We start from the raw sequence: 20,580 nt of genomic DNA, 5'->3' as shown, positions 1-20,580 counted from the left end.
CCGACCTGCGGAACAAAAACGCCGCCCCGCCTTGCGAGGGCGGCGTTTTTGTTGATGCAGCGCGGCGCTTTATTTCTCCCGCACTTCCCAAACTTTGTGTACCAATGGCCCGAGGACACTCCGTACCAATGGTTTGACAAGGGAGAAAACAATGCGTGAAGCCGTCATCGTTTCCTATGCACGCACGGGCCTGGCGAAGTCCGGCCGCGGCGGGTTCAACATCACGCCGCCGATGTCGCTCGCGGCCCACGCCATCCACCATGCGGTCGACCGCGCCGGCGTCGAGAAGGACTATGTCGAGGATTGTTATCTCGGCAATTGCGCCCATGGCGCGCCGAATATCGGCCGTCAGTCGGCGCTGCTCGCAGGGCTGCCGAAATCAACCGGCGGCGTCTCGGTGAATCGCTTCTGCTCCTCGGGCCTCCAGACCATCGCGATGGCCGCGAACTCCATTCGCTCGGACGGTTCTGACTGCATTGTCGCGGGCGGCGTCGAGAGCATCTCGATTCCCGGCGGCGGCTCGCCGAAGGAATGGGTCGATCCGGAGCTGCTCAAGACGGCGCCGGCCATCTTCATGGCAATGATCGATACCGCCGATATCGTCGCCGAGCGCTACAAGCTCAGCCGCGAATATCAGGACGAATATTCGCTGGAGTCGCAGCGCCGCATGGCCGCGGCCCAGCAGGCCAACAAGTTCAAGGACGAGATCGTCCCGATGAAGACCAAGATGAAGGTGGTCGACAAGGCGACCAAGGCCGAGTCCATCGTCGACTACGTCGTCGACCGCGACGAGTGCAACCGTCCCGAGACCACGCTGGAAGGCCTCGCCAAGCTCGAGCCGGTGAAGGGCCCGGGCAAGTACGTCACCGCCGGCAACGCCAGCCAGCTCTCCGACGGCGCAGCCGCCGTGGTGCTGATGGAAGCCAAGGATGCGGAGAAGCGCGGCCTCAATCCGATGGGCCGCTTCGTCGCCTGGGCGGCCGCAGGCTGCGAGCCGGACGAGATGGGCATCGGCCCGATCTTTGCGGTGCCGAAGCTGTTGAAGCGCCATGGCCTGAAGATCGACGACATCGATCTCTGGGAGCTCAACGAGGCCTTCGCCAGCCAGTGCCTCTATTCGCGCGACAAGCTCGGCATCGATCCCGAGAAGTACAACGTCAACGGCGGCTCGATCGCGATCGGCCATCCCTTCGGCATGACCGGCGCACGTCTCACCGGCCATCTGCTCCAGGAAGGCAAGCGCCGCAAGGCGAAGTGGGGCGTGGTGACCATGTGCATCGGCGGCGGCCAGGGCGGCGCCGGCCTGTTCGAGATCTACAGCTGATCCAAATCGCCGGAATGTGCGAATCGCCGGAATGTGAAAGGCACGGCGCGCCGCGAGCGCCGTGCCTTTTTTGTTGCGGATCGATCGCCACGAAATTATACAGCCTGTGTCGGAAAAGGCAGATTTGGTCTGGTAAGCCCAAATCCTTTCGGTAACGAAAGCTCTGGTCTTTGGCCTTGTGCACGAGATCCCCGCGACGAACATCGGGCGCCACGCAGGCGCTCAATTGTTCGTCCGTGTGATTCTCAAGCGCTGGGAACGCTCCGGTCGAACATCGACCACAGGAGCGTCTCATGCAAACTCAGTCCACAAATCTCTACGACGTCGTCATTGCCGGTGCCGGCCCCGTTGGCCTGTTTCTCGCGTGCGAATTGCGGCTCGCCGGGCTCTCGGTCCTGGTGCTGGAGCAAGCGCAAGACCCGCACTCGGCCCTGAAGCAACTTCCGTTCGGCCTGCGCGGCCTTTCGATCGCCACGCTCGAGGCCTTTCACCGGCGTGGCCTGCTGGACGATGTCGTGGCCGCGCAGCGCGCGAGCTCCGGCGCAATCAAGACCGCAGCCCACTGGATGCAGCAGACACGACGGCCCGCGGGTCATTTCGCCGGCATCCAGTTCTATCAGGACGACATCGATGCCGCGAAGTGGCCCTGGCGCCTGCCAACGCCGGCCGATGCCAATGTCGCGGTCGACATGGAAACTCTCGAAACTGTTCTCGCCGCGCGCGCAAGCAGCATGGGCGTCGAGATTCGGCGCGGCTTTGGCGTCACCGCCATTGCCGATTCAGATGAAGACGTCGCGGTGCAGGCGGGCGGCGAGACTTTTCGGGGACGCTGGCTTGTCGGTTGCGACGGCGGCCGCAGCACGGTGCGCAAGCTGAGTGGATTCGACTTCGTCGGCACCGATCCCGAGTTCACGGGCTATTCCGTCGAGGTCGAGCTCGCCGATCCCACGAAACTCCGCCCGGGCCGCAACTACACGCCCACGGGCATGTACACCTTCGCGCAGCCCGGGACGATCGCGATGGTCGATTTCGACGGCGGCGCTTTCCACCGGACCGAGCCGATCTCAATCGAGCATGTGCAGAGGGTCTTGCGCCATGTGTCCTGCACGGACGTCACCATCACCGCCGTTCGGCTTGCTGCGACATGGACGGATCGGGCCCATCAGGCAACGACCTATCGCAAAGGGCGTGTGCTGCTCGCGGGCGACGCCGCCCACATCCATTCGCCGCTGGGCGGCCAGGGCCTCAATCTCGGTCTCGGCGATGCCTTGAATTTGGGTTGGAAGCTGGCTGCGACGATCCACGGGCATGCACCGGCAAATCTCCTCGATACCTATTCGCGCGAGCGGCATCCCGTGGGCGCGCAGATCCTCGACTGGTCGCGCGCGCAGGTCGCGATCATGCGGCCGACGCCGAGCACCCGCGCGCTCCAGTCCATCATTCGCGATCTGATCGAGACCCGGGACGGCACGACCTATTTCGTCGAGCGCGTGCGCGGCGTTTCGCTCCGCTACGATCTCGGCGGCAACCATCCGCTTGTCGGCCGCAGCGTTTCCGATTTCGAATGGCCTGACGGCACGACGGTCGGAGAACGTCTGAGGCAAGCGAAAGGGATAATGCTGGACTTCGACGCGCGCGCACCGCTCCAGGCGCTCGCAAGCCGCTGGGGTGATCGGATCACCTATGTCGCAGGCGAGCCGAGGGATCGGCTGGGCCTGAGCGCTGTGCTGGTGCGCCCCGATGGCTTCGTCGCCTGGGCCAGCGACGGTGCGTCCGACGATGAGGAGGCCGCTCACGCCGCGGCGCGATGGTTCGGTGAAGCCACGGAGGCGCGTTAAGCGCCGCCGCACCTCAAGCCCGCGCCAGCGCCGGTGCGAACACCACTTCGATCAGCGTGCCGGTGTTGGCCGTGCTCCTGATGTTGAACTGGGCGCGGTTGGCTTCGACCAGCGCCTTGGTCAGCGACAGGTTGAGCGCCGAATTGTCCGACGCGTCTCCGGGCGGCGGGGTGCGGAACGGCTCCATTGCGGCGGCGACTTCCTTTTCGCTCAGCCCATGGCCGGTGTCGCGGATGCGCAGGCACACGTCGCCGCGGTCGTTGAGCGCGGTCGAGACGATGACCTGGCCGCCGGCGCTCGCAAGCCGGATCGAGTTGGAGATCAGGTTCATGGTGACCTGCCGCAGCGCGCGGGTATCCGCCGTGACCTGCGGCAGCGCATGCGCGAGCGAGGTGCGGATGATGATGCGCTCGCGGTTGGCCTGCGGCTGCATCACCACGACGCAGGCTTCAACGAGATCGTTGAGGCTGAGGTTGGCGAAGTTGAGATCGAGCTTGCCGGTCTCGATCCGCGACAGCTCCAGCAGATCGTCGATGATGGTGATGACGCGCTCGCCGGAGGCGCGGATGTCCTTCATGTATTCGCCGTAGCGCTCGTTGCCGAGCGTGCCGAAGCGTTCGGAGATCATCACCTCGGCAAAGCCGATGATGGCGTTGAGCGGCGTGCGGATCTCGTGGCTGATCCGCGCCAGCATGTCGGCCTTGGCGTTGGCGGCGCCGTCGACGAGGCGGCGCGCCCGCGTCAGCTCGTTCTCGCCCTGCTTGCTCTGCGAGAGATCGCGGAACACGGCGAAGAAGTTCGGGCCGTCGGGCCTGGTGCGGCCCAGGATCATCGCGAGCGGAATCACGCCGCCGTTCTTCTCGCGACCCAGCACCTCGCGGCCATGGTCGAGCAGGCTTGCGATGTCCTGGCTCTTGACGCTTTCGAGATAGTCGATGACGACATGCTGGCTCTCAGGTGCGAACAGCGTCACCAGATTGTGCTGCATCAGCGCTTCGCCGTCATAGCCGAACAGCGCCTCGGCGCTGCGGTTGCAGGCGTAGATGTTGCCTTCGGCATCGAACATGACGATGCCCTCGGCCGTGGTGTCGAGGATCGCGGCGAGATCCTCCGCGTCCGCATCGCCGGCCTCGGGCTCAGCAGCGAAGGGGAAGGATTCTGCGACAACAGGATTGGCGACGACAGGCTCGGCGACAACCGGCGGCGCAACGATGGGCGCGGCGATGTCAGCTGTCACTTGCGGCAGCGCGCAGATCAGGGCATGCGCGGATGCGCCGTCCCAGTCGATGGTGTGCAGATGGGCTTCAGTGGTCGCGAGCGGCTGCTCGCCATTGGCGACCGTCGCGCTGATCGTCACCGGTGTGCCGGCCTGCGAGGTGCTGCTGGCCGCGGACACGCCCGGCTCGACATAGAGCGCGTCGAGCCCGCCGGCATCCTCCAGCGCGCCCAGATTGGAATAGCCCATGCGCGCGAGGAAGGCGGAGTTGGCGTAGAGCAGGCGGTCGAGGCGGTAGATCAAAATGCCCGTCGGCAGCAGGTCGAGCAGCGTGCGGTCGCGCGCGCTGTCGCCGCGCGCAGGCGGCGCAGGCTCAGCCAGCCACTCGACCGCAGCATGCGGTGCCTCTGGCTCAGGGAGCGCCGGTTCAGTTTCGATCTCGGTCGTCAGCGGCTCGGACGATGTGGCCGTGATCGTTTCCCGCTCGCGTTCGAGCCGCTCGGACAATTGCCGGGCGAGCTCGTTGAACGCGCTGTTCTCGACCGGCGTCAGCGTCGGCGATCTCTGATCACTGGGTGATCTCTGATCACCCTGTGATCTGAGATCGCCGGCCGGGCGGAACGGTACGACGTTGGGAGGCGTTTCCACGGATGTTTCCAGACTGGCTTGCTGTGAATTCGCGTCGCTTAAGGGTTCGGGCAGTTCAGGCTCAGATGCGGGCGGCGGCGGCTCGATCGGCGGAGGCGGCGCCTCCGGCTCGGGATCAGGCTCGACCACATCGGCCGAGAGGCCGTGCTGCGCGAGCGGCCCGGTGAGCAGCTCGTAGCGGCGGAGCGCATCGAGCCGGTTGAGGCCGTCGAGATCGCGGCAGACGCCAAAGCCCTTGAAGCCCGCGAAATTGCGCTCGCGGTCGTAGACCGGCAGGCCCGCAAGCTCGACCGGTAAATGCTCGCCGCCATCGGCCGGCCAGTTCACGGTGATCCCGGCCCAGGTGTCGTGGCTCGCCAGCGCCTGCGCGACGCGTCCGTCCGGATCGAGCGCAAACTCGTCGGCGATCTCGTGCCAGGGCCGGCCGAAGCCGGACGCCGTGTGCGCGCCGATCAGGCGGATGAACTCGCTGGCTGCGAGCACAAAACGCCCCTCCGCATCCATCTGCCACAGGAAGCGCAGCGGATGCTGGTGCGGTGCGGGCGGTTCCGCCTGGGCCGACGACGGCTCGACCATAAGGGGCGTGATCGGCGCGGCTTGCGGCGGCACGATGGCTGAGGGCGGGTTTTCAACCGGAGTTTTGGGCGCGGCCTCGCTCACCGCTTCGAAATTGTCTTGAACGTTGTCCTGAACGTGGTCTTGGACGTTGTCCTGAACGTTTTCTTGGACGTTTTCTTGGACGTTTTCCTGGACCGGCGCGGCGGTTGGCACCGGCGTTTCGATCGGCTCGGCGAATGCGTCGAACATCGGTATCGCGGCTTCGGCCTCGTTGTTCGCTGGCGGCGGCTCGGCCGGCGTGGCGACGGCTTGTTGCGCGGGTTGAACCGGCGCTTCAGGCGCGACGTCCGGCGTGCTCTCAGCCGTGGCCGCGGCAGGCTCGGCCTGCGCGACGATTGGCTCGATCAGCGCGACCAGGCCGATATCGGCACCGAGGCCAACCCGTTGCAGCACCATGGTGCCGATGCCGAGCGGCATCTCGACACGGCCTTTGGTGAGCGCATCGCTGCGCGCCTGCTCGAGGCCGGCCTCGCTGAGATCACGAAAGCCGAGCAGGGGACGGGCCGCCTCGCTCGCGCCGATAAACAGGCCGTCGGGCGCGAACGCCGCCATCGGCACCGCCGCGCCTTCGACCAGCCGATGCAGGCGCTCGACCAGCGGCATGATGCGCCCCGTTGCACTCATCGCGGTGACGAGCACCCCATGTCCGCCATCGGCGAATTCGAGCCGCGCGCAGGCACAGGTCATCAGCGTGCCGAGCGCGGCGCCGAAGCCGCGCAGCCGCTCGAGCCTGATCGCGCCGCCCGTGGGCAGCCGGCGGGCAAGCTGGGCGATCTGGCGGCGATGGCTGTCGGCCGGTCCGAAAATCTTTTGCGCGAGAGCAGCCGCGTTGGACGCGCCGAAGAATTTGGCGCCGACCGGATTGGCCCACAGCACGCGCGCGCCGTCGAGCGACCAGAGCCACGCAGGCAGCGGAGAGGTCGCATGCACGGCCAGCCGCGGATCGCCGACGCCTCGCAACTGGAAATCCGAATTCGTCATCCGACCGGCTTGTGTCTCGCTGTCACGCATCAGGGTACGGCGCTGCCGGGAATGGCAGCCTTAAGAAAGGGTTAGTATCGCGCGCGGGCGCGGGCAGGTCCACGGCCCCGGTCTACAGGGCAAGACCTAAAGCCGCGATAACCTTAATCCGGCCGGCCCTGCAAGCCGCAGCCGTGCTGCATCCGCAGGATTCAGCGCGGGCGCCGCGGGCTCGGTCCAACCTCTCCCGCTTGCGGGGGAGGTCGGCGCGAAGCGCCGGGTGGGGGCTCTCTTCGCATTGGGGCTATCCCGTTGCGGAAGCACCCTCACTCCAACCCTCTCCCGCAAGCGAGAGGGGAACGGACCGCCTCATCAGTTCGCCTTGTGGTACCGCAACCATGAGTTCCCCCACCCAGGAACCTCATCCTCTCCGGGATTAAATTATGGCAACGCGGTGCGGATCGCGTTGCGCCGCACAATGTTGACATGTTAGGCAGCCATACTACCGGGCGTTGGGCGAGCCATTTCGTTTCGCGTATCCGGTCTTCGTACCCGCTGAATTGAGGCCCAAATTGGGGCCCGGCGGGAGGCGCCAGAAGGCTCACCCCATTTTCCATTATCGTGAGGGACAACCATGACAGGTGCGACTGATCCATTCTCTGCCTCCGTCATTCCGTTCGAGGTTCCGGAGCAGATGCGTGCGTTCGCCGAAAAGGGCGTTTCGCAGGCCCGTGAAAGCTATGCCAAGTTCAAGGACGCCGCCGAAACCCATAACGGCACCGTCGAGGCCGTATTCAGCTCTGCCCATAAGGGCGCGAGCGAGTACACCGCCAAGCTGATGGAATTCGCCAAGGCCAACACCACGGCCCATCTCGACTTCACTCAGGAGCTGTTCAGCGTGAAGTCGCCGCAGGACGCGTTCGCGCTGTGGACCGACCATTCCAAGAAGCAGCTCGAGACCTTCCAGGCCCAGGCCAAGGAGCTCGCCGAGATCGCCCAGCGGGCTGCCACTGCCGCCGTCGAGCCGATCAAGGCCTCTGCCGCCAAGCTCTACCCGCCCGCCGCCTGAGCGGACCGGCCGGTTTAAGTTAAGAAACCCGGGCCTAGAGCCCGGGTTTTGCTTTGGAAATAACGTTGTTTGAGGCGCGATTATCGGGTTTTGCGGCCTTGCCAAAAACGGCTGTTGCACCTAGTTTCCGCCCCGTCCAGCCCCCCTCGGTCAGCCCGTTCAGGGCGCCCAGAGGCGCGGCTCGCAAGGATGCAGTTGTAGCTCAGTTGGTTAGAGCGCCTGTCTGTGGAACAGGAGGTCGGTGGTTCGAGCCCACCCAACTGTACCAACGCCGGCGACGTCCCAGCAGACATCACCGAGACTTTGCCAGACCACCGACCTGCCTCGACCCAGGCTCAGGTGAGTCTCAAGACGCCGGTCTTCGGATCATGACCATTATCTGGAACAGGATCGTCCTAGACATCACGGGTTGGGGGGCGCATTCAGTGCTGGCGGGCGCTGCTCGCGCGCCAACATCGTTCGGCCAGTTCGGATCTCCGCACGAGGACCCGCGCCTCAATCGCGGCGTCCATTCGGCGCTCTCCGTGCCCCTACCAATGATCGTCGCAACTGGAGAAGCGGCGCCGGATCATAAACGCTTGCCCGACTTCGTCGCGCCTTTTGCAACCTAAACGTTTTGGCCTATACATTCGCGTTTTGCTTGCGCGCAAATATCCGACCAGGCCGCTCGCTGAAGGGGAAACGAGTTGAGCAGCATTAATATCAAGCGAGCGGTTGAGAACATTCGCTCGGGCACCACCGTTTACACCCCTGTTATCGAACTCATCGTGAACGCGATCCAGGCCATTCGAGCGGTAAAGCCAACGGGCGGGTTGATCCAGGTTACAATCCTTCGGCACGATCAAGCCGACATGATCGACAAGATCGCCCCAGTGGATGGCTTCATTGTTCGGGACGACGGCATCGGGTTTAACGAAGAGCACCGAAACTCCTTTGACACCTTGTATACGGCCCTCAAGGCCGGCGATGGGGGTAAGGGCTTCGGGCGGTTCACATGCCTCAAATACTTCCGTCGGTTCACCGTCGAGAGCGTATTCGCGGATGGCCTAATGCGGAAGAAGCGTTCTTTCGCGATGGGGCATGGCAACGACATCATAATCGATGAAAAGGTGGCAGATGCGGGAGTTGCCGCGACCGGATCGGCGGTCACCATCTCCGGCGCGCAAGCCGTCAAGTTTCCGGACAAAGGGCTCGATGTCATCGCGAGAGTCTTGGTTGAGAAGCTGCTCCCCTACTTCATCGATCCAAATTCGGAATGCCCCCAAATCGTCATGCGCGATGATCAGGGCGGTAGCCCTATCTTACTCAACGACTATCTTGGTCAAACCAATAGACAGATCGTCGAACTGTCTGTGCAGAAGAACGAACTGCATCTCAAATCCCTCGACAAAGATAAAGACGAAGTATTCACCGTCCGCGTGTTCAAGTTCTACGCGCCCCGCGCGAACAAGAGCAAGGTCAGCTTGGTGGCCCATCGGAGAGAAGTCACCGACGTGACGATGCAGACGTACATTCCAGAGTTCGCGGATGAGTTCTATGACAAGACAGACGAAGGAGAAAACGCCAAGGATCGGAATTACATCATAAAAGCGTACGTCTTTGGTGACTATCTCGATCGAAACGTCTCGCTTGAGCGCGGAGCTTTCAGCTTTGGCAAAGACAATGACTTGGTTTTTGGAATTTCGCAGTCTCAAATCGAGGCGCAAGCGGCAACGATTGCTCAAGAGGCAGTCGGTCATGAAATCTTGGCGCGAAGAGAGCGCAAGCAGGCACGCATCAGAGATTACATCAACGATGAAGCGCCGTGGCACCGAGGCTTGAGCCGAGAAACCGACTTCTCGTCACTGTCGATGAAGCCTACTCCACAGGAGATTGAACTCCACCTTCAAGCTGCAAAATTCCAGATGGAGACGCGCGTCCGGGCGGAGGTGAAGCAAATACTCCAGAGCAAGGACACCGAAGACCTGAAAGATAGGGTAACGGAAGTCGTTGGAAAAATTTCTCAGACGAGCAAGAACGACCTTATTCATTACGTGTCGCTGCGCAAATGCGTTCTCGAACTCTTCGATAAGTCGTTGCAAATCGGCGATGACGGAAAATACAAGTCTGAAGGCGATGTGCATGACATCGTAATGCCGCGCAAGAGAGACACTGATCAGATCGACTACGACCAGCACAATCTTTGGATACTCGACGAGCGGCTAAATTTCACCGAGTATGTAGCGTCCGACAAGCCCATGGATGACAAGAATGGTGACCGAACGGATTTGTCAATCTTCGGCAAACGCGTTGCATTTCGCGGAGACAACGAGGCGTCGAATCCGATTACGATCTTCGAGTTCAAAAAGCCTCAGCGTCACGACTTCGTCAATCCCTCATCCGACGAAGATCCGATCGAGCAGATCGTCCGCTACGTGAACGACATAAGGGACGGAAAGTACAAGACGCCCTACGGGCGAGACATCCTCGTCAGCACTAACACACCGTTCTATGGGTACGTGGTGTGCGACTTTCCGCAGAAGGTGAAGATCTGGCTGGAGCGAGAAAAAGATTTCACGGTGATGCCGGATGGCCTCGGCTACTTTCGATGGTACGGCAATATCAAGCTTTACATCGAAGTCTTAAGCTGGACCAAGGTGCAGCGTGATGCCGAAATGCGGAACAAGGTCTTCTTCCACAAGTTGGGCATTTGAGAAATGCATACCTCGCTGCATCGCCGACCTTGTGATACGGCGATCGCAGGTTTAGTCACTCGTTTGCAAGAGCAATTAGCTCGGAAACGATCACACCCAGCTGCTTGTTTTCTTCGTATCCTCCTTTATGCGCTACGGCAACAACTTGAGCTCGATCGTTCACGATCGGGCCTCCGCTGATGCCGCTCAAAAGTAATGCGGATACTTCGAGCATTTTAACCCCGTGCCTAGTAGCGTTTCCAACGACGAGACCCGAGCGCGTACCTAATTCGTCTCCGGCGTTGAAGCTGGGAAATCCTAAGGCCACGATCGGAGCGTTCCTCCGCTCTGGTGATGTTGCGGCGGATAAACTGAGATAATCGGTTGCCGGTACATTGTGCTCCAATATCATCAAGTCGCGATACGGGCATTGGCGCTTAGTCGGCGTTGCCTTGAACTTCTTGCCGGGCAAGCTTGGTCTGTGGAGCACGGCACTATAGCCCGGCGGCAAATCTGCGAGCACGTGGTGCGCAGTCACAAGCCCGATGTTTGCGATAAAGAATGCCGTGCCTTGTGCGCAGGTAGGCTCAGGTTTACCCGCAACATCCTCGCAGAAATCAATCACCCAAATCGCCTGCTCCGCAACTTCATCGTATGTCGGGAGCACAGCAATGGGTGAAGCCGGAAAGATCGCATTGAATCGCTTTGCAAGTGTTCGATACGCTCCGAAGCTCCGGCCTCTAACCTGCGCGATCCACTCTAAGCGGCCACGTAGAACTTGTTGCAAGGACGCTGTCGTTCCATATCGCTTCTGATAATCTTTCTCGGCTGCACTAATCCCCATCGTTTCGGCCTTGTACAAAGAGGAACGCAGATTTCGCACGAAAGTACGCTTGACGTTGGGAAATTCGTTGACGATGAGCCCCGTTACCTCCTTTCGAAAATCTGGACCGGAGTACCAGATTTTTTCCGGGGCAGTTTCAAACCCATTTGTAGAGAAGACGGAGCGAAGACCGGTTGAAAGCTGCTCCTCCGCTACTCGACCTGAGTTAGGTAGACCTGCATTGAAAAGTCCCATTGGGGGCGTATAGCTAAATAGAGAGATATCATCGGCGTACCGCGTGTATCGCAATCGATGGGTCTTAGAGAAATTTATGAGATCGCGATCGAGCCGGTAGGCTATCATGTTCGATAGCATCGGGGATGTTGGAGCGCCTTGCGGAAGCTGATTCCTCGTCGTGCAAATGTCGCAGATTGCCTCCGCAATCTCTTCCTCTAGATGGAAACTTAGCAACATGCCGCGCACTCGGCGGCGGGCAATTACGCCGAAGAAATTCTTTAGATCGATATTGAGAAGGTATGGCCGTTTCTCATGTGCGCTGGCGTTTGTGAGCGCGCCGCGACCAACTACAAATCCGTGCACAGGGTCACGTGGCACGTATAGTTGCGATAGCAACTTAAGCATTTCCCGCTGGAGGAATTTGAGACGGCGTTCTGGCACAAGGAGCTTTCGCTCGCCTTTACGCCGCTTCGGGATTGCTACTTCGGTATATCTGTAGAACGCGTGATGTTCTAGGAATTTTCGCTCTGCGCTTCCAACGCCAAGATGAGCAAAAAGTGCATTCGCCGTCTTTAGTTCTGCAGGCACTGTCGGCATCGTAAAGTGCGCCCCCTCCTTCTCGCCCGAGCCCAAGGCATTCGGGCCGCGATCATATCCAGAACCTTTCGGTCAAATCTCCGCAGTTACGACAGAGCGGCATGCGAGGGGGCGCGGTCGCAGCATATCCAAGGTCCGCTTCTTCGGCAATCGTCCGCGAGCCATAAGGCTCGCGATATAGCCAAAAGCTTAAGCGAATGCCGATTTTGTGCACTGTCACCGCAAATGCCCGATGGGCTAAACTTTCGATGCGGGGAGGGCTCTATCCGCGACGCTGACCAAAGCCAATTTGTGCACCGCCACCATAGCTCCCCGGTTCGCAATGCGCTATCGGTAGCGACCCCAAGACGTTCATTGACCAGCAAGCCGGGCGAGAAAGATCGTGCGTTTCTTCGAGCGTCTCAAGACAGAAGCATCCGTTGAGTGGCGGGCCTACACCGAGCATCCCTTCACGAACGGATTGGCAGACGGCTCGCTCCCCGAAGCAGCGTTTCGTCACTACCTCGTTCAGGACTATTTGTTCCTCATCGAGTTTGCTCGCGCCTACGCGCTCGCGGTCTACAAGTCGCCCAAACTCGCCGACATGCGTGAAGCAGCGGCCGGCCTTTCGGCCATCCTCGATGTCGAGATGAACCTGCATGTGAAGCTCTGTGCCGAATGGGGTCTATCCCCGGCCGATCTTGAACAGGCCCCTCCGGCGGCCGAGATGCTGGCCTATACACGCTACGTGCTCGACGCGGGAATGCGCGGCGACCTGCTGGCTCTCAAGGTGGCGCTTGCCCCCTGCGTGATCGGGTACGCGGAGATCGCAACGCGGCTCGCCTCGCTCCCCCTTGCGGACGCGCCGACGAACGCCTACCGCGTTTGGATCGCCGAGTACGCCGGTGCGCCATACCAGGAGGTCGCTGCCAAAGCGCGGGCGCACATGGAGCATCTGGCCGATCTCTACGCCACGCCGGCCCGCGAGGCAGAGCTGATCGCGATCTTCAAGGAAGCCACCCGACTCGAGGCAGACTTCTGGGAGATGGCCTGGCGCGCGGGCCAGCGTGTTCAATAGCCCTTTCGGCAATGGAATTACGGTGGCAGTGCACGAGACCCACGAAATCAGGAGGCATCGAGAGCCAGGCTGATATCAAACATGACCGCTGCGCTGCGAGCGAGCCAATGGGAGGATATTAGCAGACTCGGCAGGCCCTTGATGGTTATGGGCGTGTGCCTCGTCTCGTTTAACTTCGCGAGCTGCTTCTTGTGCGGTCAACGATACTGGCTGGGATGTAAGGCCCGAAGCGCCGGCAGAGTGTCTGGACATATGATCAAATAAATCCTTCCAGCCTTTCTCCCTTGCGATCGCGGCTCTCCTTCTGCGCTTCTCGCGCTGACGAAGCCGCGTACGCTCTTCCAACTGCTCGTGAAGCGCGCAAACCATTTTCTTGAGGATATTGCTCGTCATCATCGTATTCCGCGTAGCGCAGGGTGGCCCTAGGCTTGCCAGAAAGTCGCTCAGTCGCTTGCCTGTGTATCACTCCATAGCGGGTTTGGTGGGTGCGTCTTTTTGCCCTCGGCCAGTGGCGCCGGAGCATCCACTGGCCGCTTTGGAGTGGCTATGGGGATCAACTTGAATATCGCCTATGTCAGTTCGGCGAAGACCGTAGATTGGCCGGCGCGCCCTTTGTTGATGTTGCGCCAGGCCCCGTGGTGGTATCGGCGAATTTGTCCGTGGATCGGCTGGTTCGACCGACGATTTTCAGCTTCGAAACAACCTCGCTATTTTCCTCACGGATCACCGTTTCAAAAGTGTTCTCGATCGATTCGAGTTTTGCGCGCGAAAAATGGCTGCCGTTGGGATCGAGGTCGAAGTCGACTTCGACAACCAGCGTCTTCTTGTGATGATGTCCTTTGATCTCCAACTCGAAATGGGTTCCGACCACTCCCTCGATACGCTCGACGAGTTCTCTGACCATCGCTTTGTCTTGGTTCATGGGATCCTCCATAGACTGAATGCGTCTGATAATCCTTGGGCAGAAACTCGAACACATGACGGGCACGTCCGTTCCATGTTCGGCTGCTTTCCCTGACTGTGGCCGGATTGGTCGTGGCCGATCAGGAAGGCGAGTCGTGGCAGCCTCTTCCGTCAAGGTGGCTCGCTGTACCTGGGCCTCGACCTTATCCAACTCCTGGAGTAGTCTCTTCGAACCCAGCAACATGTCAGCGGAGGTCCTCCGTGGAACATCGCGGCGTCAGCTTCTCGATCGTTGAGATGCGTTATTTATCCGGTTGGCAGTGGACTGTCGGAAAGGGCCGAACCGTGTCGGTCGGCGTCTGTGCGACGAGGGGGGACGCGATCCGCCAGGCTCAGACTTTCATTGACGCCATTATGGACTGGGCTGCCTAAGCGGATCACTCACCGCCGCGCGAGGGCGGAGCTTTCCGCCGTCATCGATGCGGATCGCGAGGCTCGATGTCGTTGAGAGGCGTTGCCTGGGGATCATCGGGCGCGAGCTCCCGCTGCTCTCGCAGAGTGTTCAGTCGAGACAATCCGGCATCGATGAGCTCGATTTCCTCCACGAGCGCGGCGATCATCCGGGTGTTGTCGAGTTCGACAACGGACCTCGCCGCTTCCAGCATCTCAATGCGGTGGGTGCGCAGCTTCTCCAGAGCCGCGCGATCCCGCAGCCGCACATAGCCGTCCACGATCAGGGACATGGCGAGTGGCATGCCGGCTCAATGACCGTGCAGCGCGCGATACCCCGCGTTTCGCAGTTTCAGGACGTGCAGGGTGGCGGATTCGGCAGCGGAGACGCGAGACGTCACGTACATCTGCGAGGCGATGAAGAGGCAAATCGAAAATGCAATTGTCGTTGTCGCACTCGCGATTTGGTGCCAGGCGCTCATCGATCCCTCTCTCTCCAGACAGCTCCGGATTCAGAAGCAGGATGGGGGCCTTTCGTTCCTACATCCGGGAAAAAACGGCAATCGGCATGGAGGACCTTTTCTTCGCTCCAGGTGTTTCCAGTTACAGCAGGGACAAACAACGCTGAGGGAGCTGAGCAATGAACGGAATTATTTATCTGGTCGGTCTCGTCGTCGTGGTTGGCGCAATTCTCTCCTTTCTGGGATTGCATTGATCGGGCACTGGTCACCGGTCCGAAGCGCTTGAATGTCGCCCGCGGCGGCCAAGGCTTCGGATCGGCAAGGCTTCGGATCGGCAAGGCTTCCGACAGATTGCCCCTGCCGATAGGCGGGCCAGCTAGTTCAGGCGTGCCACCAGCATCACCACCACCGGCAACGTCGCTGCCCCCAGCAGCGTCCCCAGCGCCACCAGCGCCACCGCCCCCGACATCGGTTATTCCAGCCGAATAGCGCCAATATTGCCGCCGCCCGCTTGCCTTCCCGCCCGCTCCAGCTACTCTCCGCCGATATTCGCTTGGGGTAGCCATGCGCGGGCTCCGTTTTTTTATCCTTTTGGCTTTCTCTGTCTGTCTCGGCTGCGGCACCGCTTTCGCCGAGAAGCGCGTTGCGCTGGTGATCGGGAACTCCGCCTATAAGAATGTCACCAAGCTGACCAACCCGGCCAATGACGCCGCGCTGGTCGGCGGCATGTTCACCAAGGCCGGGTTCGACACCGTGGATGTGAAATTCGACCTCAACGTGGTCGACATGCGCAAGGCGCTGCGCGAGTTCGGCATCAGGACGCGCGATGCCGACGTCGCGGTGATCTATTACGCCGGTCATGGCATTGAGCTCGACGGCAACAATTACCTGATACCGACCGACGCCACGCTCGAGACCGATACCGACGTGTTCGACGAGACCTTTCCGCTCGACCGCGTGCTGTTCGCGATCGAGCCGGCCAGGCAGCTGCGCCTCGTCATTCTCGATGCCTGCCGCGACAATCCTTTCGCCCGGTCGATGCGGCGCACCGTCGCCTCCCGCGCTGTCGGGCGTGGCCTCGCCAAGGTCGAACCGTCCAGCCCGAATACGATGATCGCCTTTGCCGCCAAGGCGGGATCGACCGCGTCGGATGGCGACGCGAAAAACAGTCCGTTCGCGATGGCGCTGGTCGAGCGGCTGCCGACGCCCGGGCTGGATCTGCGCAAGGCGCTCGGCTTCGTGCGCGACGACGTGCTCAAGAATACCGGTTACAAGCAGGAGCCCTATGTATATGGCTCGCTCGGCGGCAATGATGTGCCGCTGGTGCCCGGCCAGCCGGCCGCGACCGGACTGCAGGCCAGTCCGCAGGATGCGGTGCGCCGCGACTACGAGCTGGCGCTGCAGATCGGCACGCGCGAGGTCTGGACCGCCTTCCTGGCGCAATATCCCGACGGGTTTTACGCCAGCCTCGTACAAGGACAGCTGAAGCGGATTGCGGCCGAGGACACGCGTGCCGACGCGGCCGAAAAGGCCCGCCAGGCCGAAGACGAGAAGGCGCGTCTCACCGCCGAGCACGCCAAGACCACCGAGCAGCAAAAGGCGGCTGCCGCCGCGAAGGCGGCCGAGGATGCGCGTCTCGCCGCCGAAAAGGCAAAGCAGCTCGAGGAAGCCAGGGCGGCCGCAGCCGAGCAGAAGCGCAAGGATGCCGAAACCGCTGCCGCGAAGGCAGCCGCGGACAAGCAGGCCGCGGACAAGGCGCTCGCCGAGAAGCAGGCGGCTGAGAAACAAGCCGCCGAAAGCAAGCAGACCATCGCCACGCTCGCGCCGCCGCCGAGCCAGCCCACTCTGTCGTCGCAGGAGGTCACGAAGCTGGTGCAGCTTGAGCTGCGCCGCGTTGGTTGCCTCGACACATTGGCGGAAGGTGACTGGAATGCGTCCTCGCAGCGGTCGCTGGCCGCGTTCAACAAAAATGCCGGGACCAGCCTCGATGCCAGGCTCGCGAGCCTTGATGCGCTCGACGCCATCAAGGCCAAGCAGGGCCGCGTCTGCCCGCTGGTCTGCGAGCACGGTTTTAGGACGGACGGCGATCATTGCGTCAAGGTCACCTGCCGGGCCGGCTTCCGCGTCAACGATGACAGTGAATGCGAGAAGATCCCGGACAAGAAGCCTGTCGCTGCGCGCGAGGAGCCGAAGCGTGAACCACAGGAACGCGCAAAAACGGAAGCTGCTCCATCGAAGCCACAGACATCGGCACAAGTCGTATGTAACAACGCTGGCTGTCGGCCTGTCCAAAAAGGATGCCGGCTTGAGGCCAGAAAGGAAAGCTGGGGTTCTGCCCTTATGCGCAACATTGAAGTCTGCAACTGAAGTTCAGCTTCAGCTTCGGCAACGTCACCGCCGCCCAGTAGCGTCCCCAGTGCCACCGCTCCCGACACCGGGGTCACCAGCCCGCTTGTACCGATCCGCACAAGGCGCGATGACGATTCATCCCGATCTCATCCCGCTTCAGGGATCATCTCGCGGACCAACGAACGCGATCAAGGGACCAATGTCATCCTGGTCCGCGCCCTTCAGAGCCGCGATATAAGCGATGCGCCGCTCATTCATCTTTTGAAGATCATGTCCGCCGGCCCAATCGATCGGCTTTGCAGTGTAGACGCGGTCCAGGACAGCATCCGCCATGATACGGGCGTGCCTGCCATTACCATTGGGAAATGGATGAATCTTGACGAGGCGGTGGTGCAATCGAATTGCAGCTTCAGAAGGAGAGTAGGTTTTGTTGTCAGCCCAATACTGTGCGTCATCCATGAGGGTTCGAAGCTCGACGGGGATGCGGATGGGATCGGTGCCTATGTTCTTTCCAGTCTTTCGGAACGTTCCCGCCCAGTCCCAGACGTCGCCGAGCAGGCGCTTGTGCAAGGTGATGGCAAAGTTGTCGGTCAGAACGTGAGCCCTCTGTCGACCAAGCCAACGCAAGCCGGACTCGATGTTGGCCTGTTCCAAGTGATCGAGTTCGCCTTGCGTTGTGATGTGTTTATGCTTCAGCCCGCCAAGCTCGTTTGGGTCGAGCGGCGTCGCTCCCTCGGGATAGTGGAGATCCCCGATCATTTATCGCTCCAGAACTTCGGAGCCATTTCCAGCGCGATCTCGCGGGTGAGACGTTCGACTTCCTGCGCAATTTTGTCGTCCGGCAGTTTCTGGTTTTCGAGGGCCATGTGTTTGCTGGCTGTGCCGACGATGGCCATGGCCTTTTTTCGAGCTTGGGCCGTAATGATATCCTCGACATCTCCTGATGCCGGAATGATCGCGTAGACGAAGCGACACCCCATCGCCTCTGCTGTCGCCTGCATTGTTTTCAGGGTGATGCCGCCGGTGAGTTCGGCGCGTTCTGCCGTGGTAACGCGTGCGCGGGTGACGCCCATTTTCTTTGCGACGTCTGCACCCGACATGCCGAGCGCGCTGCGGACGGTGCGCAGCCAACCTTCCGGCGGTGCTTTCAGACCGGCAATTTTGGCGGCCGCGCTGTCGACGATGTTGCGGTACTGCTGCTGAACGATGGTTTTGACGCTCATTTGTCGAACTCATCCGTCTACATGGAAGTCCATTTCGGATACTTATAGATATCCAAATACAAATATTTTGTATATTTATACGTATCCCAATATGCATCTATGGATACAAATAAGTATCCAAAATGGACAGTAATCCCGAAACTTCGCAAAAACGGCCAGTTTCCGAGTATTCCGGCATGAGGCGCCGGGCGGGCATCGTGCGCGCTACCTCATCCCCGCCACGATCATCACCACCACCGGTAACGTCACCGCCGCCAGCAGCGTGCCCAGCGCCACCGCGCCCGACACCGGGTTCACCAGCCGCTTGTACTGAACCGCAAAGATATACGCGTTCGCGCCGGTCGGCATCGCCGCGAACAGCACGATCACGCCGGCTGCGGCTGGCGGCAGGTTCAATAGCTTCACCAGCACGAACGCCACCGCCGGCATCGCCAGCAGCTTCAGCGCGCTCATCACGACGACACTCAGCATTTCGCCCTTCACCTCGAACCGAAACAGATTGATGCCGAGCGCGATCAGCGCCGCCGGCGATCCCGCCTGCGCCAATAGCTCGATCGTCCGGTCGACGACGGGATTGAGTCCGAGGCCGGTGAAGCGCCAGACCACGCCAAAACCGATTCCCAGCATGAGCGGGTTGCGCGCGAGATCCGCGAGCACGGGCCGGATCACCGACAGGGCCGAGCCGGTGTCTTTGCGGCTGACCCATTCCATTTGCAGGATGCCGCAGAGCCAGAGCAGCGGTGTGTTCACGGACAGGATCAGCGCCATCGGTCCCGCGGCCTCGTTGCCCAGCGCCGAGAGCGTCAAGGGAATGCCGAGCATCACGATGTTGCCGTAGACCGAGCCGATCGCGAACACGACGCCGTCTTCGCGGTCCTCGCGCCGCGCGCGCAGCAGCGCCGAGATCGCCAGCACCGCGATCCAGATGATGGCGAGCGCGCCGTAATAGGCGCCCCACATTCGCCAGGGGCTGACATCGGGGAATTCCGACACCACGATGGTGCGGAACAGCAAAGCGGGAATCGCGATGCTGAAGGCGAATTCGGAGATGCCCTTGTGCGCGGTCTCGGAGACGAAGCGAAACAGCACCGCCGCATAGCCAGCCGCGATCAGGGCAAACACCGGCGCGACGATCAACACGGTGGCCATGCGACCCTCATTGAAGGGGATATGGACTGGCCACCCCACGCGTTTTCGATGATGGCATCATGCCCCTGTTTTGCCCGACGAGTCAAAGCGGCTTCGTAAAATCCGCAAAGGCGGGTGGAAATTCGCGAGGCCGCGCCGTGACCCGGCTACTGTGTATGGGGTTGTTTTCGCGGTTTTTGTCGGACGGGTTGCCGCACCCACCGCCGTCATCCCCCGCGAAAGCGGGGGATCCAGTATTCCAGAGGCAGTAGTGATCGGCCGAGAGGCCGCGGCGTACTGGATGCCCCGCCTGCGCGGGGCATGACGGCCGAGAAGACGGTAGGCCGACCGCCCTGTTGCCGAGACCGCACAGCTCCCGGTTTTCGCCTTCCCGCTCGGTTGCCAACGAACGGCCGTTCACCCACACTCCGCGCTGACTCGACATTTGGGGGGATCATGCCGGCGTTTCGCTCTTGGAAGTTTTTGATTGCTGCGGCCTCGGGGGTTGCCCTGGCCGTGCTGATCCAGCCGGGTGCCGGCTTTGCCTATACGCCGGAGCAGCAGCAGGCCTGCACGCCGGACGCGATGCGGCTGTGCGGCGAGTTCGTTCCGAACGTCGATGCCATCACCGCCTGCATGATCCAGAAGAAGGCGCAGCTGTCGCCGCAGTGCCGGCCGTTCTTCCGGCAGGGACCGGAGCCAAGCGAGGCGGTCGCGACCCGTGCCGGCCCGCCGACCAACATCAAGCCCAAGGCTGCCAAGAAGAGCTCCAAGCCGAAGGCGACCAAGAAGAAAAAGACCGAAGACAGCTGAGCGCCGCCTCGCACGAGCCTTCTCCAAACTCCGTCATGCCCGGCAAAAGCGCGAAGCGCGTCTTCCCAATCGATCCTCCCGGGCATTTGATTTGCTGCATCAGCCACCGGACTCCTTTTGTTCGCGTGCTGGCGCGGACGCCTGCGACAATTACGAACGCATCGGATGAAAAAAAAGCCGGGCAGGCTTTGCCC

General features: G+C 61.3%; 16 protein-coding genes and 1 tRNA gene. 9 read left to right on the top strand and 8 right to left on the bottom strand.

Going from position 1 to position 20,580, the window contains the following annotated elements:
- Positions 1 to 151: 151 nt before the first annotated feature.
- Both UP06_RS15755 and UP06_RS15750 read left to right on the top strand, forming a co-directional pair.
- The gene (locus UP06_RS15755) at positions 152 to 1,324 is read left to right on the top strand and encodes a thiolase family protein (RefSeq protein WP_045003667.1); all 1,173 of its coding nucleotides are present in this window, start codon (positions 152 to 154) and stop codon (positions 1,322 to 1,324) included.
- A gap of 293 nt (positions 1,325 to 1,617) precedes the next feature.
- The gene (locus tag UP06_RS15750; protein ID WP_045003665.1) at positions 1,618 to 3,162 is read left to right on the top strand and encodes an FAD-dependent oxidoreductase; all 1,545 of its coding nucleotides are present in this window, start codon (positions 1,618 to 1,620) and stop codon (positions 3,160 to 3,162) included.
- A 13-nt stretch (positions 3,163 to 3,175) separates the two neighbouring features.
- Here the strand turns inward: UP06_RS15750 and UP06_RS15745 are convergent, their stop codons facing one another.
- Positions 3,176 to 6,625 carry a PAS domain-containing sensor histidine kinase gene (locus tag UP06_RS15745; RefSeq protein ID WP_045004211.1) on the bottom strand — a complete coding sequence of 1,150 codons (3,450 nt, stop codon included), beginning with the start codon at positions 6,623 to 6,625 and terminating at the stop codon, positions 3,176 to 3,178.
- Between the two features lie 613 nt (positions 6,626 to 7,238).
- On the opposite strand from UP06_RS15745, the gene UP06_RS15740 reads away from it, so the two are divergent.
- The 4 genes from UP06_RS15740 to UP06_RS15725 all read left to right on the top strand — a co-directional run bounded on the left by UP06_RS15740 (position 7,239) and on the right by UP06_RS15725 (position 10,366).
- On the top strand, positions 7,239 to 7,673 hold the full coding sequence (locus UP06_RS15740; RefSeq protein WP_045003664.1) for a phasin: 435 nt from the start codon (positions 7,239 to 7,241) through the stop codon (positions 7,671 to 7,673).
- Positions 7,674 to 7,864: 191 nt separating this feature from the next.
- Positions 7,865 to 7,941 (top strand) — tRNA-His (locus tag UP06_RS15735).
- Positions 7,942 to 8,041: 100 nt separating this feature from the next.
- Positions 8,042 to 8,284, top strand: coding sequence for a hypothetical protein (locus UP06_RS15730; RefSeq protein ID WP_045003662.1), 243 nt, complete (start codon positions 8,042 to 8,044; stop codon positions 8,282 to 8,284).
- Between the two features lie 75 nt (positions 8,285 to 8,359).
- Positions 8,360 to 10,366 carry an ATP-binding protein gene (locus tag UP06_RS15725; RefSeq protein WP_045003660.1) on the top strand — a complete coding sequence of 669 codons (2,007 nt, stop codon included), beginning with the start codon at positions 8,360 to 8,362 and terminating at the stop codon, positions 10,364 to 10,366.
- A gap of 55 nt (positions 10,367 to 10,421) precedes the next feature.
- On the opposite strand, the gene UP06_RS15720 is transcribed toward UP06_RS15725, so the two are convergent.
- Positions 10,422 to 12,002 carry a trypsin-like peptidase domain-containing protein gene (locus UP06_RS15720; protein ID WP_045004209.1) on the bottom strand — a complete coding sequence of 527 codons (1,581 nt, stop codon included), beginning with the start codon at positions 12,000 to 12,002 and terminating at the stop codon, positions 10,422 to 10,424.
- A 382-nt stretch (positions 12,003 to 12,384) separates the two neighbouring features.
- Here UP06_RS15720 and tenA point away from each other — a divergent pair, with 382 nt between their 5' ends.
- Positions 12,385 to 13,059 (top strand): thiaminase II, encoded by a 675-nt coding sequence (tenA, locus tag UP06_RS15715; protein ID WP_045003658.1) that lies wholly within the window; start codon positions 12,385 to 12,387, stop codon positions 13,057 to 13,059.
- Positions 13,060 to 13,633: 574 nt separating this feature from the next.
- On the opposite strand, the gene UP06_RS15710 is transcribed toward tenA, so the two are convergent.
- The 3 genes from UP06_RS15710 to UP06_RS41515 form a co-directional block, all read right to left on the bottom strand.
- On the bottom strand, positions 13,634 to 13,993 hold the full coding sequence (locus UP06_RS15710; RefSeq protein ID WP_045003656.1) for a hypothetical protein: 360 nt from the start codon (positions 13,991 to 13,993) through the stop codon (positions 13,634 to 13,636).
- A gap of 442 nt (positions 13,994 to 14,435) precedes the next feature.
- A complete protein-coding gene (locus UP06_RS15705) occupies positions 14,436 to 14,705 on the bottom strand; it encodes a hypothetical protein (protein ID WP_156162995.1) in 270 nt (89 codons plus the stop codon).
- Between the two features lie 18 nt (positions 14,706 to 14,723).
- Positions 14,724 to 14,894, bottom strand: a complete 171-nt coding sequence (locus UP06_RS41515; protein WP_197087263.1) for a hypothetical protein — start codon at positions 14,892 to 14,894, stop codon at positions 14,724 to 14,726.
- A 543-nt stretch (positions 14,895 to 15,437) separates the two neighbouring features.
- Between UP06_RS41515 and UP06_RS15700 the strand changes: the two genes are divergently transcribed.
- Complete coding sequence (locus tag UP06_RS15700) at positions 15,438 to 17,240, top strand: caspase family protein (protein ID WP_045003654.1); 1,803 nt, start codon at positions 15,438 to 15,440, stop codon at positions 17,238 to 17,240.
- A gap of 138 nt (positions 17,241 to 17,378) precedes the next feature.
- On the opposite strand, the gene UP06_RS15695 is transcribed toward UP06_RS15700, so the two are convergent.
- The 3 genes from UP06_RS15695 to UP06_RS15685 form a co-directional block, all read right to left on the bottom strand.
- Positions 17,379 to 17,981 (bottom strand): mobile mystery protein B, encoded by a 603-nt coding sequence (locus tag UP06_RS15695; RefSeq protein ID WP_045003653.1) that lies wholly within the window; start codon positions 17,979 to 17,981, stop codon positions 17,379 to 17,381.
- Positions 17,978 to 18,445 (bottom strand): mobile mystery protein A, encoded by a 468-nt coding sequence (locus UP06_RS15690; RefSeq protein ID WP_045003651.1) that lies wholly within the window; start codon positions 18,443 to 18,445, stop codon positions 17,978 to 17,980. The genes UP06_RS15695 and UP06_RS15690 overlap by 4 nt, the downstream gene beginning before the upstream one ends.
- Before the next feature lie 204 nt (positions 18,446 to 18,649).
- A complete protein-coding gene (locus tag UP06_RS15685) occupies positions 18,650 to 19,594 on the bottom strand; it encodes an AEC family transporter (RefSeq protein ID WP_045003650.1) in 945 nt (314 codons plus the stop codon).
- A gap of 435 nt (positions 19,595 to 20,029) precedes the next feature.
- Between UP06_RS15685 and UP06_RS15680 the strand changes: the two genes are divergently transcribed.
- Complete coding sequence (locus UP06_RS15680) at positions 20,030 to 20,386, top strand: hypothetical protein (protein WP_045003649.1); 357 nt, start codon at positions 20,030 to 20,032, stop codon at positions 20,384 to 20,386.
- Positions 20,387 to 20,580: the final 194 nt, after the last annotated feature.

The sequence above is a fragment of the Bradyrhizobium sp. LTSP857 genome, from assembly GCF_000938285.1.
In the GTDB taxonomy this organism is placed as follows: Bacteria; Pseudomonadota; Alphaproteobacteria; order Rhizobiales; family Xanthobacteraceae; genus Bradyrhizobium.
Note: the sequence above shows the minus strand (reverse complement) of the source record. Positions and strands in the feature narration are given on the sequence as shown.